Consider the following 16,077-nt stretch of genomic DNA (forward strand, 5'->3'; position numbering starts at 1 on the left):
AACCACCTTCGGGTGGTTTTTTTATTGACACAGTAAAATCTGGCTGAATGGGCAATGTCATGATTAAAGATATGGGCTAACCATTTCCATCGACTGCATATACAGACGTTCAGCCAAGCCTTTATTTGTGGCATGACGAGATTGCCAATTTGGCATATGTGCACTGACATATTCGCCGTTTTTATTTTCCCACTCTACACTAATCGCCATGTCTTCGATAAGCTTAGCAGGTATAGATGTTGGTACTAAACCAAGTTGTAATGCTTTATGTGCCAAAGTTGGAAGCTCACGATAAATATCAGAATCTACGCCGCCGGGATGTAGAGCATTGTTGGTAATCGTGCTTCCCGCCAACTGGCGAGCTAATTCATGGCTAAAGAGTAAATTGGCAAGTTTCGACTGTCCGTAGAAGTACAAAGGGTTATACAGTCCTTCGCCGTGAAAGGTCTTTGGTTTGATATTGCCCATCCAATGTGCAATTGATGCAAGATGAATAATCCGAGCTTTGGGTGCATTAGATAATACGGGTAGTAGCTTATGAGTGAATAGGAAATGCCCTAGATAATTCACACCAAATTGTTGTTCAAAACCATCTTGGGTAAGTTGTTTTGATTTGGCGAACAACCCTGCATTATTGATTAATACATCCAGTGCGCCATACTGCTCGGCGATATCATTTGCAGACTGCTGAACTGATTCAAGACTGTTGAGGTCAAGCGTTACGATGTCAACCTGACCTTGTCCGAGCGTTTGGAGTCGCACTTGAGCAGTTTTAGCTTTATCGGCATTTCTGCACGCTAGAATGACATGCTGATCTTGTTTGACGAGACGTTCAGCTGTTGCGTAGCCGATACCAGTATTGGCACCTGTGATGAGAATTTTCAAGAGCGACTCCATGGTAAAAAATAGGAATATTATTGTTTTGCCTGAGCGAGCATATAGTGCAACAAATCTGACAATCATTCATGTCAAATTCGATAAAATATGTGAAAAAATGTTTAATTATAAAATTGAAATATAAATATCAAAGTGTGATAAAAGGCACGAAAATAATAGTTTATGTAAAATAAATTCAAGCATATGATTTTTATGAAATAATTCCACCAAAGTTGGCATTAAGCTTGCATTTGCATTTTCCATATTTATTTTAATCTGGGGTTTTTAATGAAAAAGTATCTCTCATTGATCTTATTACTTTTTCCAATTTTGGTTCATGCGGAAAATGAAGTGCAAATCTCTAATGCTGAACTAAAACTCATGATTGATAGTGCGTGGGTTGTACTATGCGGTGTGCTTGTATTCTTTATGCAGGCAGGTTTTGCGCTAATCGAAAGCGGTACAGTACGTAGTAAAAATACCGTCAATGTCTTGATGAAAAACTACATAGATGCCTGTGTGGGTGGTCTAGTTTTTTGGCTCATCGGCTTCGGTTTAATGTTTGGTGTGAATCCAACTGGTTGGGTTGGTTTAAGCCATTTTGCACCAAATAGCTTGGACGGTTGGCACTGGACGATGTTGTTTTTCCAAATGATGTTTGCAGCAACGGCAACTACCATTGCCAGTGGTGCAATGGCTGAGCGGATTCATTTCATCGGCTATATCGTTTGCACCATATTTGTCAGTGCACTGATCTATCCAATCTTCGGTAGTTGGGCGTGGGGAAGCTTATTTGAAGGTGCGGGTTGGCTCAAGTCGATGGGCTTTATCGACTTTGCAGGCTCAACAGTGGTGCATTCGATCGGTGGTTGGGTGGCATTGGCAGGGGTGATCATTCTTGGACCACGCTTAGGGCGGTTTGGTCGTGATGGCAAACCGCATCATATTCCAGGACATAACCTTTCATTGGTGGCGCTTGGTGGCTTTATTTTATGGCTATCGTGGTTTGGATTTAACGCAGGCTCAACCGTCGCAGCAGATGTGAGCATCGGTAAAATCGCACTGAATACACACCTTGCTGCATGCGCAAGTGCGGTGGCATATATGTTGTTGGCACTAATCCGTGGCAAAGCCATTTTGCTGACCATGACCATTAACGCTTCACTGGGTGGTTTGGTTGCGATCACTGCAGGCTGTGCCACGATGTCGCCATTATTCTCAATCATCACAGGTTTGGTTGCTGGTGTTGTTGTGACATTTTTACCGATGCTTCTTGAGAAGTTAAAAATTGATGATGCAGTCGATGCTTTCACCGTCCATACAGGTTGTGGTATTTGGGGGACGTTGGCGGCAGGTTATTTCCTAGAAACAGATATGTTTAACCTCTCTCAACTTGGTGTGCAAGCAATCGGCGTAGGTGCGGCAGCAGTGTGGGGCTTTGGTACAGCGTTGGTGATGTTTTGGGTCATGGACAAAGTGCTTGGTGGACTGCGTGTGTCGAAACAGCATGAGCAACGTGGCTTGGACTATACCGAACATGCGGAATTGTCCTACCCAGAATTTCAACAAGATGTGCTTGCAGATTTAGACGAAATCACCAAGCGACATTAATTGTTGAGCCTTTTTAAAAGCGTAAATCAGATCAATTGCAAAAGTGTGGATGATCAAACGCCATTCACACTGCATCGAATTAGGAATTGGAAAAATGGGTTGGACTATGACTTTGGATAATGATCAGCGTAGTATCGTGCAGCGTATACTCGCCAAATATTTGGATGGACAGGCTCTCGATCAGGCGGTGGAATTGTGGCGCTATCAATACAGCAAAAAACCTTTGCAAGAGTTGAATTATTTTGTTTTTGAAATTGCAAATAGTTCAGAGTTGCGCAGTAGCCGAAAGCAGATTGTGCATGATCTTCAACATGGCTTAGAACTTGACGTACAGCAAAATTTAAACCATGAGCCAATCCCGCAGTCCTCGCCACAAAAAACTCTAGCCACTGTATCTAGTAATAATACTCAGCCTCATCACGATGGAATAATTAAGACTGCAGATCAAATCGCAATCAACGAATTATTTCAGCAGTTACTTCAATCCTTGAAAGGGCAAAGTGAATTGATTGTCGTGCTACAAGAGCATCTGCAAGGTAGTCAAATCACACCGCAATATCAGCATGCGTTTATTCATTATGTGCAAACAGGAGAAGGCTTGGTTGAGCAGTTTTATCTCAAGGACGTATTACGTCAGGTGATTAATACCTTGTATACGGTGATGTGTGATTATTTTGGACCGATGAAATCAGATCGCTATATGGCGCAAGCCGTGGCACAGATTGATCAGCAGTATCCTGCAGTGATGATTAAGCAGTATTTGTAATTAACTTTTCAAGTGATTGGAAGCTTAGCTTGCCAATAAGTTGAAATTCAAAATTTGGATTTTCAAATAAAAAAAGCGACGAACTGATTAAAGTGTCGTCGCTTTTAGATACTGAAAGCTAAAATAAATAACTGCTTAGCTAAACTGTTCTGTAACAGCTTCAGTGCGCCATAGGCTTTCAAGATCGTAAAACTTACGTGCGGTTGGTAACATCACGTGTACCACAACGATGCCAAGATCAATCAAAATCCACTCGGCATCACGCTCACCTTCAACGCCGATCGGGCGGAAGCCAGCTTTTCTTGCTTCTTCTGCGACATTGTCGGCAAGTGCTTTGACGTGACGAGTTGATGTGCCACTCGCAATAACGATGGCATCAGATACACTGCTGATAGTTGAAACATCGAATTGAATAATATCTTTTGCTTTGACATCAAGTAGTGCATCTTGCACGACTTGTAAACAACTTTGAACTTGTGAAGATTTGGAAGTGAGAGAGTCAACAACATTGTTTGATGTGGGCGACGGTTCGATATTCATGGGTGATGAAAAATCCTGAAATTGAGTCACTATCCACTATAAGGGCATTGCGGTGAAAAATCAATTCAACAATATTGACTATTAATTCAACATTTATTCATCTTTTTGATAAGCCATCATGCTGATCGAGCGCGAATCAGCATGATGTGTAAAATTTTTAAACTCTCTAACTTCAATACTTCATGCAGTTTTTGAAGTTTTTTGAGATTCACTATTGTTGATCACTTAAGCCTTAAAAGCACAAAAATCGCTTTCGCAAGCGAAAGCGATTTTTGTGTGGCACTTGGAGGGCTGTCGCCCTCCAAACCTCCCTTCTTAAAATCAATAACTTAAAAATTGCCCGAAGTATAATAAATCAAATCTCGTCTTGCACCGCCTGTATCGCCGTCAAGGCAATTGTAAACACAATATCATCGACCAATGCACCACGAGAGAGATCGTTCACAGGCTTGTTTAGACCTTGCAACATTGGTCCAACGCTCACCACGTTGGCAGCACGTTGTACGGCTTTGTAGGTGGTGTTACCTGTATTTAAATCAGGGAAAATAAATACGTTGGCTTGACCTGCAACTTTAGAATCAGGCGCTTTTTGCTTGCCGACACTTTCTACCGAAGCGGCATCGTATTGCAATGGTCCATCAATCAATAAGTCTGGGCGACGTTGCTTGGCGATTTCAGTCGCTTCACGCACTTTATCTACATCTGCGCCTGTACCTGAGTCGCCTGTAGAGTAGCTTATCATGGCGATACGAGGCTCAATGCCAAACGATTTTGCCGAGATTGCAGACTGAATGGCAATCTCTGCCAATTGCTCTGCATTTGGATCAGGATTAATCGCACAGTCACCGTAAACAAAGACTTCATCAGGTAACAACATAAAGAAAATTGACGACACGAGGGTATAATCAGGCGCAGTTTTAATCAACTGAAATGCAGGGCGTACTGTATTGGCAGTGGTATGGATTGCACCTGAAACCAAGCCATCGACTTCACCGAGTGCTAACATCATTGTGCCAAGAACGACGGTATCTTCAAGCTGTTGTGCTGCTTGTAGGGCATTGAGTTTGCCTTTGCGTCGCTCCACCATTGGATCGACATATTTGTCACGAATGGTATCAGGATCAATGATTTTGAGATCATCGGGTAAAGTGACGCCACGTGCTTTGGCAACTTCTTGCACTTCTTCGGGCTTGGCGAGCAGTACGCACTGTGCAATGCCACGTGTCTGGCAGATCGCAGCAGCTTCTACGGTGCGAGGCTCTGAGCCTTCGGGTAACACAATGGTCTTTTTCGCAGCAATGGACTTCTGTACCAATTCATGACGGAACGCAGATGGCGAAAGGCGACTTTTGGTCTTGGCTGTGGTTGTCGTACTTAGCCAATCAAAATCAATATGACTCGACACAAAGCGAGTCACTTGCTCGGCACGTGAAGTATCAGTGATTGGAATTTCATTGTCGATATGATCAATCATTGCCAAAGTTTGTAGGCTATCCATATCAGTGCGCATTACAGGTAGACCTGTGCGTAAAACTTTTTGCGAAAGCGTCGGTAAAGTGACATCTTGCATTTTGCTGTCAGTGAAAATCACCCCTGCAAGCGGAATGTCACTCAGTGCTGCCACGCCACATGCCAGTGCTACATCAGTACGATCGGCAGAAGTGACGATAAGTTCACCTGCTTTAAAGCGTTCTAGTTCATGGTCAATACGACGATGAATCAGCGCAGTATTTTGCACACGACGTTGTTCGGCTTCGCCTTCATTGAGCCACTGCGCTTGAATGGCATTGGCAATGTCTAAGGTGCGAGGAACACTCAAAGTTGAGCTAAATGGAATCATACCGATAATGGGTAATTTTTCACTACCGAGTAGTGGTGAAAATTTTTGTAATTCTGCGCTAAATGTTTTGATTTCATCTGTGAGGCGTAGCGTTTGATCAGTCGTGAGTGGAATCTGCGCCGTATCAGGTGCTAAGCCTCTGGTACGCATAAATAAAATGCCAGCGGTACGAGTCGAAGCATTGCCACCAAATGGGTTGAGGTGGTTTTCTATATTTTCAGCAGTTTGTTCAGCATTATTGATGTCTGCACCACTCACTAGAATCACCTGTGCATCAAGTGCTTGTGCCAGTGCGACATTGAGCTGTGTGGTGTAGCTTTGATTTGGATTGGGGACTAAGCCTTCGACGATCACCACTTCATGATCTTTGGCGACTTGACGGTGAAGGCTTACGGCTTCTTCGAGCAGTTCATCCATTTCACCGATACTGACCATATGTTGGGTTTTTTTATAATCAATCGGTGGTACTTGGTGGCGTTGATATAGACTAGAAATAATGGTTGAAGTGCGACTTTCATTTTTACTTTTTTCTTGTGCAAAGGGTTTTAAAAAGTTGGCTTTGACTCCGATGCAATCAAAGGCGTGGATCATGCCTAAACAAGCAGAAGTCAATCCGATGCCTTCTGCTGTTGGAACGAGTAAAAATGTTTTCATGCGGTGTATCCTAATATTTTTTTCATGTCTAAGGTTGTTTTAAATCAAATTAAAACACATTTTCACCCAATGCAATTTGACGGGTTTCATTGGCAATGCGACCTTCTTCATCGGTCGGAATCACCCAAATTTGAGGACCTGTGTCGTCGTCAATACGAATCTCTTTGGCGCGTGTAGCATTATTTTCGGCATTTAAACTCAAGCCAAAGTGCGGTAGCGAGCGAATCACTTTTTCACGGATAAAGCCTGAGTTCTCACCAATACCACCTGTGAAAATCAAACCGTCAAGCTTCGGTAGGGCACAACTCATCGCAGCCATTGATTTCGCCAAACGATAAACAAAAACATCAATGGCGATTTGAGCATCTTCATTGCCTGACTCGGCTGCTTCAACCAGTGTGCGCATGTCATTGGACAAATTGGATAAACCGAGCAAACCACTTTGTTTATTCAGCACTTGGTCGATTTTGGCAATGTCCCAACCGAGATTGATATTTAAGAAGAGGTGCAAGCTTGGATCAACATCACCGCTACGTGTGCCCATTACCAAACCTTCGAGTGGTGTTAAACCCATACTGGTATCAAGGCTTTTCCCATTCCATACTGCACAAGTTGAGCAACCATTACCGAGATGGGCAACGACCCAACCACCTTGATTTTTTTGACCTGCAAGCGTTGATGCACGTTCACTGACATAGGCATGACTTGTACCATGGAAGCCATAACGGCGGATGCCATGCTCTTGGTAAAGATCACGTGGTAGCGCATAGAGGTGTGCCTTCTTTGGCATGGTCTGGTGAAATGCTGTATCAAATACAGCGACTTGCGGAAGGTCAGGGTACAGCTTCATCGTCGCATCAATACCAATCAAATTGGCAGGATTGTGCAATGGAGCAAGATTGGAAATATTTTTAATATCTTGAATGACTTGATCGTTAATGACCTGTGCTTGCGTCATCGTTCCGCCATGTACTACACGGTGTCCAATCGCATCAAATTTGAAGTGGCTGATACGTTTCATCGCAACTTCTAAGGCTTGCGCATGATCGGCTTGCCCGAGTTCTACTTCAAATTTTTCTTGGCGGTTTTCTTGCGCATTATAGGTCAGCCCTGAAATACGAGCGTTAGGTGTGCCCAAATTTTCAGCCAAACCATAAAGACGATAATCATAATCTTGAAGAATTAGCGCATATTTGATGGAAGAAGAACCGCAATTGATGACGAGAATATTTGACACGAGCAAATCCTGATTGATTTAAAACATTGTTATTGATTTACAAAACTTTCACATTCGATCACGTAGTCATCGAACTTTAATCCTGCTACAGCGTTAACCTCACTCGCAGTACTATTTGTACATCTTCGTTTGGTTGCCTTGTATCAGAAATAAATTTCTTCGACTATATAATGAATTGGGAGTTTGGTGGGCAATAATCAGCTTTGAATTGTATATATTTTTTAACGACTTAAATTATGCTGTTTGATGTGTCCTTTGAAATAAAAAACAGCCGACATATCAGTCAGCTGTTTTGTTTCTTTTTTCAAGAATAAGGTGCGTTATTGACGAATTTGTCCATCGCCGAACACGATCCACTTCTGTGAAGTTAATCCTTCTAAACCGACTGGACCACGAGCATGGATTTTATCGGTTGAGATACCAATCTCTGCGCCCAAGCCATATTCAAAACCATCGGCGAAGCGAGTTGAGGCATTGACCATCACTGAGCTTGAATCGACTTCAGCGATAAACTTACGAGCTTTGGTGTAGTTCTCTGTCACGATTGCCTCAGTATGATGTGAGCTATACGTGTTGATATGTTCAATCGCTTCATCAAGATTTGACATCACTTTAATGGCTAAGATTGGTCCTAGATATTCGGTGTACCAATCTTCCTCTGTCGCAACAGTGATGTGATCGCCCAAGATTTTACGAGTGATTTCACAGCCACGAAGTTCGACGTTTTTCTCCGCATACAGCTCTGCTATACGAGGTAAAAACTCCTCGGCGATTGGTGCATCAACCAGTAAAGTTTCCATCGCATTACATACGCCATAACGATGTGTTTTTGCATTGAGCGCAATTGGTAAAGCTTTTTGCAAATCTGCTTCACGCTCAACAAAGACGTGACAGTTGCCATCCAAGTGCTTAATCACAGGAATGCGAGCTTCTTCGGTAATGCGAGCAATGAGCCCTTTACCTCCACGAGGTACGATTACATCGACATACTCAGTCATTGTGATCAAGTGACCAACAGCTGCACGATCAGGTGTATCAATCACTTGAATCGCATGTTCAGGTAGTCCAGCAACGTTCAAACCATGTTGAATCGCTTGAGCAATTGCTTTATTGGATTCTAAAGCTTCTGAGCCACCACGCAAAATAATCGCATTACCTGATTTTAAAGCGAGTGAGGCAGCTTCTAAGGTGACATTCGGGCGAGATTCATAAATCATCCCAATCACACCAAGCGGTACACGCATTTTACCTAGTTGAATTCCCGACGGACGGTAAGCCAAATCGGTAATGACGCCGATCGGGTCTGTAAGGTTGATGACGTCTTTTAAGCCAACAAGCATCGCTTTGAAGCGTGCGGGGGTAAGCTCAAGTCGATCCAATAGTGCGCTATCGAGTTGCTTTTGATGTCCGTTATCGACATCGACTTTATTGGCAGCCAAAATCTTTTGTTGGCTATCCTCTAAAGCGGTGTAAATTGCTGATAATGCATTGTTTTTGGCATCTGTTGCAAGGCTTGCCAACTGGCGTGAAGCCTGACGTGCTTGCTGACCGACTTGGGTCATATATGCCTGTATTGAATCACTCATAACTTACCTAAAGTTGTTAAAAAAGAATGCCTATTCCATCGGCTGAATAGTCATTGTACAAACCTATGGCAAAGATTACAAAGTGCATATTGGTAGAAATCTTTGTAATCGCCGTCAAAAAAACGAAACAATTTAGATATTGATTATGTTATAGTAAAATGAAATATAAAACCGCAATCTGCAATTCTATTGAAATATGGATATTTATCAATGGTTTATGTTGGCGGATAATGAACAAAAATAGACCTAAATTTACGCTGAGATGGCGTTAATTGAAGGGGAATAACGTGTGTGCACTGTCGCACATATGTGTCAGGAGGGCGCAATGAACAGTATTGCTAAGGATACGGCAAAAACGCAAATGGAAATGAATCCCGATGAATTTTTTCAAGAATATCATCGAGATGTGTTTAAGCAAGCACCGATTGAATTTTGGCTAGACGGTTGGAAGATCGAATATCTTGCAATTGCAGATCCAAAAACCAAATACAACACGCCAATTATTATCATTGGTGGTGCTTTTCAAAACTTTAATTCCTACAAATATTGTGTTGAGCAACTATTCCATAGTGGTCCTGTGATTTTGATTGACCTGCCTTCGATGGGTTCAAATCAACAAATCTATAACCGCAATACAGGTGCCTCAGCTGCAACTTTAGAGCTTGCGGATTTATCATTCATGCTTGGGCAGTGGATGGATGCAATGGGCATCAAGAACATCTCTGTAATGGGTATGTCACTCGGTTCGGTTGTGGCTTCACATTTTGCCGATCAGCGCCCTGAACTCGTTGATCGTATGATCTTGATGGGTGTGATGCAAAAGACTCGTCCGAGTTGGCGCATGATCATGGAAGAATCTTTAAAACTCATGCAGGAAGGTCGTATGCAGGAGTTTGGTCAGGCGGTGATTTTATATTTGGTCAATCATGCAAAATTTGACAAAACGAGAATGTCGCCAACAGCAAAGCGTTTATTCTTTCAACAAATGGCAGAATTTACAGCGACAGAACAACTCCGTTACGAGATCAATTGTAATCGGTTGCTCCGCTTGAAAAATGTCCCGATTCCAACTTGCAAAGTATTAGTCGCAGCAGGGCAGTACGATAGTTTTACTTTACCTTTTGAAAATGCGCAATTTGCTTTGCAATGCCCAAATATGGAGTTTGCATTAATTGCCAATGCAGACCATGTGCCACAGCTTCAACGTCGTAAAGAAACCATGCAATTGTTTAGTACGTATATGCGTGGTGAGCCGATTCAAGAGTTGGACGGCATTATTCCGATGAGCCGTGCGCAAATGCACTTGATGGAACGTCGTGGTGAAGAGCGGATTATTGTTCAGCAACCCAATACTATCATGACGCATCGTCACTCTGAGCTTCAGGCGAATGTCAAAATCGTCAATATCAACTTCTTTGGTGTGTTGATCGAAGTCCAAGAGCCAAATAAGACACAAGAAGTTGGGCGGTATTCAAGAGATATGTCATTGCATCTACGAGATGAGCAAGGTGAATTTACCATTGAATGTTTGATCTTTGAAATGAAGCAAAATCGCCTGCGCATTCTATTTAAGCATGGTAGCTTTGATGTGGCGGATCGTTTGTTGCAATATGTACAAACACAAAAAGAAGCTTTGCTCAAGCACTAACTCAATCTTAAAAATTCAATAGCAGAAACAACTTGTATTGTTTCTGCTTTTTTATTTATAAACTTGAATTCTCGATAGTTGCTTGTACAAACCAAACAAAATCACCTATATGCGCTTCTACTTCAGTTTTATCGGATTGACTTGGTTGTTCGATATAAACCTTTTCATAGCCACAATCTTTAAAGAAATCTTTCACTTCCTGCGGTGAAGTAAAATGGAAACTAAATGCACTGCGAGAAAGAAAACGTAGTAGCTGACTACTTTTCCATACCACTTGCGCAAAACGATGATTCACAGGTTCAGGGCAAAGGTCAGTCAAATAGTAAAACTTCGGAAAGGCTTTACCATGATCCGCCAAAGCACCCCATAATTGTGCCAACATGTCTTTATTAAAATAATTGACTAAACCTTCGCTGATCACAACAACAGGTTTATTGCTATCGAGCTTTTCAAATAGCTTACGAATTTCAGGCGTAAATAAATCGACTGCCATCACTTCAGCATCAGCTTGTCCTGCTTTGTCGAGCGCATCTCGTTTGGCTTTTGCCATATCAGGTAGATCCACTTCGATGTAGCGAAGTTCGGGGAATTTGCGTCGAAAGCTCCAACCACGAGGGGAAAGACCAGCTGCGATTTCAATAACCTGAATGTCAGGCTGTGCTTCGATGAGTTTTAATAATGCTTCGTCGATCAAAACATGGCGCTGCGTCAATGTTCTACGAATACTTCCACCGATAAAACGCTCTGACCATACTTCGAGTGGGTGAAGTAATGTCGTCAACCATTTGCCTTTTTTTGTGGCAAAAGCAGGATGAGAGATACCCATCAAATACCACATGTAGCCTGTATAGTGTGCGGTAAAAGAAATATGACGATGTTCCGAAAGCTGTTGTTCGCTCATAGCAGTTCCAGTTTGCTTAAAATTGAGTTGCTTTAAATCTTGTTGTTTTATGCCAAGTTGCAAATACAAGCTTGTTGCATGATACGATGATTGGCGTCCTTGCCAATGTAAAGCTTTTAGGTAAATTGTTCAATTTCATTTTTTACCGAAAAGGCTGTTGCTTTTTGCCAAATTGCGTTAAATGTAATCCGATTTTAAATCAGTTGCTGAATTTGATCTTTTGCAGTTTGCCATGTTTTACCTAGCGCAATCTGCGTGTCAATTTTCCACTGTTCAGATTTTGCTTGCTCAGTATTGAGCGCAGGAATTTTGCCACGCATGCGTTCTAATCGAGCTTGATTTGGCCGTGCTAAGGTTTGAATGCCATCTAATGCAATACATGCCGCTTGACGGTCATTGCAGACCAATCCCATATCACAACCTGCTTGCAATGCAGCTTGAATACGTGCATCAGCACCACCTGCAACGCAAGCAGCTTGCATAGATAAATCATCGGAGAACAACACGCCATCAAAACCAAACTGGCCACGTAATATTTGTTGTATCCAAAATGGTGAAAAACCTGCAGGATTTGGATCGACGTTTTCATAGATCACATGCGCAGGCATGATCGCATCAAGTGATGGCATGAGTGCTTTAAAAGTCGTCATATCATTCGCTTCAATCTCGGCAAATGAGCGTGAGTCGATCGCCGCGGCAATGTGTGAATCTGCTTTGACAGAGCCATGTCCTGGGAAGTGCTTTCCTGTGGTTGCCATGCCTGCATCTTTCATCCCCTGCATAAACGCATCAGCTAGCAAAATGATAATTTCAGGATTCTCTGCAAAAGCACGATCACCGATGACATCACTAATATCATTAATATCCAAAACAGGTGCAAAACTAAAATCAATCCCCACAGCCAAGACTTCTGTTGCCATCAACCACGCAGTTGTTTTTGCTAAAGCAATCGCTTGTTCAGGTTGTTCTAGATAAAGTTCGCCGAGTCTGCCCATCGCAGGGAGTGCACTAAAGCCTTGTGCTTCTTTTAAGCGACGCACTCGACCGCCTTCTTGATCGACGGCAATCAAAATGTCAGGGCGGATTTGGCGCATATGATCGGTCAATGCGCGCACTTGCACAGGAGATTCGATATTGCGAGCAAACAAAATCATGCCACCAACTTGAGGCGCTTGTAAGAGTTCGATATCTTCTTGAGTTAGGGTGGTGCCTTCAATATCAAGCATCAATGCGCCAATGGTCATGGTGGTTGTGTCCTAGTATTTGGTCAATTCATTGTGATAGATTAAACGGTGTAAATCATCAGAAAACAATGTGTAAAAAACAAAAAAATTATGCAATGTTTTTTTACATTTACGATATGGATAGTATGTTAAAACTAAGTCACTTGCTTTTGCAAATATAGCTTTTGTAAATATTGGGTTTGCAAATTATCACTGCAAACTTCATTATAGAATTCTATATTTAATGACACGTGAAGTGTCTGCATTGCAAATAGAAGAATTGATGGTGTACACGGCGATCATGCCAAGAGGAATACGAATTATATTATGAAACTACAACATCTTGCTTGTGCGGTAGCGCTTGCCACTGGTGGCTTATTCTTTACTCATGTTGTGACCCAAGCGATAGCAGCGACGGAAACCACAACCGTTCAAGGCGTGATTCAACCGACCCAAGAGCAGGCGTTGGTTGCACGTCAAATGGCGACATTGGTAGATCGTCAACATTATTTGCCAATGCGACTGGATACCAAAACTTCTAATAAAATCTTTGATATGTATATCGACAGTCTAGATCCAGACCATGCACTATTTTTACAAAGTGAAGTCGATCAACTTCGTCAGCAATATGCTTCAGGCTTTGGTTTGGCATTAAAAACAGGTAATTTGAAACCTGCATACGATATTCATGCAATGTATCGAGAGCGTGTCAAAGGCTACTACGACTTCATGTTGGCAGAGCTGAAAAAACCACAAAACTTAAAACAGCCTAATGAAACCATCAATACAGATCGTGAAGAAGCGCCATTTTTTAACACCCAAGCAGAGCAACAAGCCTATTGGAAAAAGGTGATCGTTTCTCAGCTGATTACGCTTACGATTACTAAAGAAGAAGAAGCCGCAAAGCAAAAAGCCTTAAAAGACAATCCTGAGCTTGCAGCAGGTGAAAACCTTGCGCCACCAGAAGATTTAACTCCAGTAGAAACTTTGACCAAGCGTTATACACGTCAGCTTGAACGTATCACTCGTCTAAAAAGTGATGATGTATTAGATCGTACTTTGAATGCAATGCTTGCAACTTATGATCCGCATAGCAACTATTATCCACCTGTCGATGCGATGGAGTTGAATCGTCAGACTACACTTCAGCTCGAAGGGATTGGCGTCACGATTCGCCCTGAACGTGGCAATGAAGACTACACCAAGATCGAAACCTTAGTCGAAGGTGGTCCTGCGAGTAAAACAGGGCAAGTCCGTTCTGGTGATCGCATCTTGGGTGTGGCACAAGAAGGCGAGTCGATGGTCGATGTAGTCGGTTGGTCGAGCCAAGAGCTTGTTGGTATCATTCGTGGTAAGCGTGGGACTAAAGTGACTTTAAAATTAGTCGCAGCAGGAGCACCATCGAGCCAAGCACGCCTTGTCACGATTACTCGTGATGTGATCCAAGAAGAAGATTCGGGATTACGTACTCGTGTGGTCGAAGTCAACTATCAAGGGAAAAAGCAAAAAATCGGCGTGATTGAGATTCCATCTTTTTACTTAAACTATCGTGCACGTCGTGAGGGTGGAAACTATCGTAGTGTGTCAGAAGATACAGCGAATGCCTTGATTAGCCTGTCGAAGAAAAAGGTCGCAGGGATTATTGTTGATTTGCGTAATAACCCTGGTGGCTCATTGGAAGAAGTGGCGAAAATGCTTGGACAAGTCATCAAAGATGGTCCAGTGGTACAAATCCGTGATGGTAACGGCAACGTCAATATCTTTGAAGATACCGATGGTGGAGAGCAACTCTACGGTGGGCCTTTGGCAGTCATGGTCAACTTGGCTTCTGCATCTGCCAGTGAAATCTATTCTGCGGCAATTCAGGATTATGGTCGTGGCATCGTGATCGGTAGTACCACTACAGGTAAAGGCACAGCACAGATTCAATTGGATAGCCTTGCCTATGGTCAGGCGACTTTGACACAGCGTAAATTCTACCGTGTTACAGGTGGTAGTACGCAAAATAAAGGCGTAGTTCCAGATATTAAACTGATTGATATTTATTTCGAGCAGTTTGGTGAACGTGAATCGAAGAATCCGCTTGAATGGGACACCATTCCAACGGCAGCATTTAAGCGTGAAGGGATGGTTCAACCGTATATTCAAAGTTTACAGCAAGCATCTGATCAACGTCGTGCGACTGATCCACAATTTAAGTATCTAGATACTTATGTGGGCTTGGCGAAAGAAACTGCAGATGAAAAAGTGCTCGCTTTAGACATTGATACCCGTAAAGCCAAGATCCAAGCTTTAGAGGCAAAAACTTTGCAAGCGGAAAACATCCGACGTAAAGAAACTGGACTTGCGCCGTATCCAAACTGGGAAAGCTATCAAGCATCGATCGATGCACGTAGTGAAGCACGTGCCAAGATGAAAGCGGCAAAACGTCCACCACTACCGGAAGAAGAAGCTTTTGTTACCGAATCTGCTAAAATTCTGCTTGATATGATTGTGGCGCAGAAGTCAGGTCAGCAATAGTTTGATGTAAAAAATGCCCTATATAGGGCATTTTTTATAATAACGTAGGCGATTCAGATATCAGTTTTTGAGAAGTTTTCTATGGTTGAAACTAAAATTTCTGAATAAAGAAAAGTTTTTCTTATTGCCAAATTTTGTAAATTGATATAAAAAACTTGCGTTTTAATAGAGGCTTGTGCAACGCTATGGTTGCGTAAGGGGTGAATCATGACGACTGACTATACCGTGTATTGGGTTTTAGGCTTAATTATTTTATTTTTATTGGGCTCAATCTTTGGTCTAAAAGTTAGCCCAAGAGAGAAAGCACTGGGATTGTTACGTGAGCGTGCACGTAAGATGAGTTTGCATCCTCGTTTGATTCCTGCGCCTGAGTGGACGGGGATTGCGAAGGCTTCTGAAACTCGTGCCAGTATGGTGGCGTATTACAGCATTCTTGTGCCTGAAGGGAAATTTCCATTGCTTCGAATGAAAGTCAATGAGCAGACCCTTGAAGTTGTCACAGGTGACCCAAAATTTAATGGGCAGTCCATAGATATAAAAGGTATTTATGCGATTGATATGCAGGCGAATTGTGTCGGTGCATTTTGGGATGAATCTGCTGACTTTGCAGGTGAGAAACTCGAAGCATTTAAGCAATATTTACAACAGTTGGCAACGCAAGCAAGTTAAATATTT

Annotated in this window: 12 protein-coding genes; 5 read left to right on the forward strand and 7 right to left on the reverse strand. The window is 42.5% G+C overall.

Annotation, left to right across the window (positions count from 1 at the left end):
* Nucleotides 1-63: 63 nt before the first annotated feature.
* Complete coding sequence (locus tag MKI79_RS02320; protein WP_241570459.1) at nt 64-885, reverse strand: SDR family NAD(P)-dependent oxidoreductase; 822 nt, start codon at nt 883-885, stop codon at nt 64-66.
* 279 nt (nt 886-1,164) lie between these two features.
* Between MKI79_RS02320 and MKI79_RS02325 the strand changes: the two genes are divergently transcribed.
* Complete coding sequence (locus tag MKI79_RS02325; RefSeq protein WP_241570460.1) at nt 1,165-2,487, forward strand: ammonium transporter; 1,323 nt, start codon at nt 1,165-1,167, stop codon at nt 2,485-2,487.
* Between the two features lie 94 nt (nt 2,488-2,581).
* On the forward strand, nt 2,582-3,253 hold the full coding sequence (locus tag MKI79_RS02330; RefSeq protein ID WP_241570461.1) for a hypothetical protein: 672 nt from the start codon (nt 2,582-2,584) through the stop codon (nt 3,251-3,253).
* Nucleotides 3,254-3,388: 135 nt separating this feature from the next.
* Here the strand turns inward: MKI79_RS02330 and rsfS are convergent, their stop codons facing one another.
* The 4 genes from rsfS to MKI79_RS02350 all read right to left on the reverse strand — a co-directional run bounded on the left by rsfS (nt 3,389) and on the right by MKI79_RS02350 (nt 9,110).
* Nucleotides 3,389-3,793, reverse strand: coding sequence for a ribosome silencing factor (gene rsfS, locus MKI79_RS02335; protein ID WP_241570462.1), 405 nt, complete (start codon nt 3,791-3,793; stop codon nt 3,389-3,391).
* Between the two features lie 355 nt (nt 3,794-4,148).
* Entirely contained in the window at nt 4,149-6,287 is a 2,139-nt protein-coding gene (gene pta, locus MKI79_RS02340; RefSeq protein ID WP_241570463.1) for a phosphate acetyltransferase, read from the reverse strand.
* A 49-nt stretch (nt 6,288-6,336) separates the two neighbouring features.
* On the reverse strand, nt 6,337-7,530 hold the full coding sequence (locus tag MKI79_RS02345) for an acetate/propionate family kinase (protein ID WP_274619059.1): 1,194 nt from the start codon (nt 7,528-7,530) through the stop codon (nt 6,337-6,339).
* Between the two features lie 314 nt (nt 7,531-7,844).
* The gene (locus tag MKI79_RS02350) at nt 7,845-9,110 is read right to left on the reverse strand and encodes a glutamate-5-semialdehyde dehydrogenase (protein ID WP_241570465.1); all 1,266 of its coding nucleotides are present in this window, start codon (nt 9,108-9,110) and stop codon (nt 7,845-7,847) included.
* Between the two features lie 325 nt (nt 9,111-9,435).
* Between MKI79_RS02350 and MKI79_RS02355 the strand changes: the two genes are divergently transcribed.
* Nucleotides 9,436-10,758, forward strand: coding sequence for an alpha/beta fold hydrolase (locus MKI79_RS02355; RefSeq protein WP_241570466.1), 1,323 nt, complete (start codon nt 9,436-9,438; stop codon nt 10,756-10,758).
* Nucleotides 10,759-10,813: 55 nt separating this feature from the next.
* On the opposite strand, the gene MKI79_RS02360 is transcribed toward MKI79_RS02355, so the two are convergent.
* Both MKI79_RS02360 and nagZ read right to left on the reverse strand, forming a co-directional pair.
* A complete protein-coding gene (locus MKI79_RS02360; protein ID WP_241570467.1) occupies nt 10,814-11,659 on the reverse strand; it encodes a class I SAM-dependent methyltransferase in 846 nt (281 codons plus the stop codon).
* A gap of 194 nt (nt 11,660-11,853) precedes the next feature.
* A complete protein-coding gene (gene nagZ, locus MKI79_RS02365; RefSeq protein WP_241570468.1) occupies nt 11,854-12,903 on the reverse strand; it encodes a beta-N-acetylhexosaminidase in 1,050 nt (349 codons plus the stop codon).
* Between the two features lie 306 nt (nt 12,904-13,209).
* On the opposite strand from nagZ, the gene MKI79_RS02370 reads away from it, so the two are divergent.
* A complete protein-coding gene (locus tag MKI79_RS02370; RefSeq protein WP_241570469.1) occupies nt 13,210-15,402 on the forward strand; it encodes a carboxy terminal-processing peptidase in 2,193 nt (730 codons plus the stop codon).
* A gap of 207 nt (nt 15,403-15,609) precedes the next feature.
* Entirely contained in the window at nt 15,610-16,071 is a 462-nt protein-coding gene (locus MKI79_RS02375) for an ammonium transporter (protein WP_241570470.1), read from the forward strand.
* Nucleotides 16,072-16,077: the final 6 nt, after the last annotated feature.

This window comes from Acinetobacter sedimenti (assembly GCF_022601685.1).
GTDB classification, from domain to species: Bacteria; Pseudomonadota; Gammaproteobacteria; order Pseudomonadales; family Moraxellaceae; genus Acinetobacter; species Acinetobacter sedimenti.

Excerpts from the sequence above, each read along its gene's own strand:
- MKI79_RS02330 (WP_241570461.1), top strand. The coding sequence starts at position 2,582 with ATGGGTTGGACTATGACTTTGGATAATGATCAGCGTAGTATCGTGCAG.
- MKI79_RS02355 (WP_241570466.1), top strand. The coding sequence starts at position 9,436 with ATGAACAGTATTGCTAAGGATACGGCAAAAACGCAAATGGAAATGAAT.
- MKI79_RS02370 (WP_241570469.1), top strand. The coding sequence starts at position 13,210 with ATGAAACTACAACATCTTGCTTGTGCGGTAGCGCTTGCCACTGGTGGC.
- pta (WP_241570463.1), bottom strand. The coding sequence starts at position 6,287 with ATGAAAACATTTTTACTCGTTCCAACAGCAGAAGGCATCGGATTGACT.
- MKI79_RS02350 (WP_241570465.1), bottom strand. The coding sequence starts at position 9,110 with ATGAGTGATTCAATACAGGCATATATGACCCAAGTCGGTCAGCAAGCA.
- MKI79_RS02325 (WP_241570460.1), top strand. The coding sequence starts at position 1,165 with ATGAAAAAGTATCTCTCATTGATCTTATTACTTTTTCCAATTTTGGTT.
- MKI79_RS02360 (WP_241570467.1), bottom strand. The coding sequence starts at position 11,659 with ATGAGCGAACAACAGCTTTCGGAACATCGTCATATTTCTTTTACCGCA.
- nagZ (WP_241570468.1), bottom strand. The coding sequence starts at position 12,903 with ATGACCATTGGCGCATTGATGCTTGATATTGAAGGCACCACCCTAACT.
- MKI79_RS02375 (WP_241570470.1), top strand. The coding sequence starts at position 15,610 with ATGACGACTGACTATACCGTGTATTGGGTTTTAGGCTTAATTATTTTA.
- rsfS (WP_241570462.1), bottom strand. The coding sequence starts at position 3,793 with ATGAATATCGAACCGTCGCCCACATCAAACAATGTTGTTGACTCTCTC.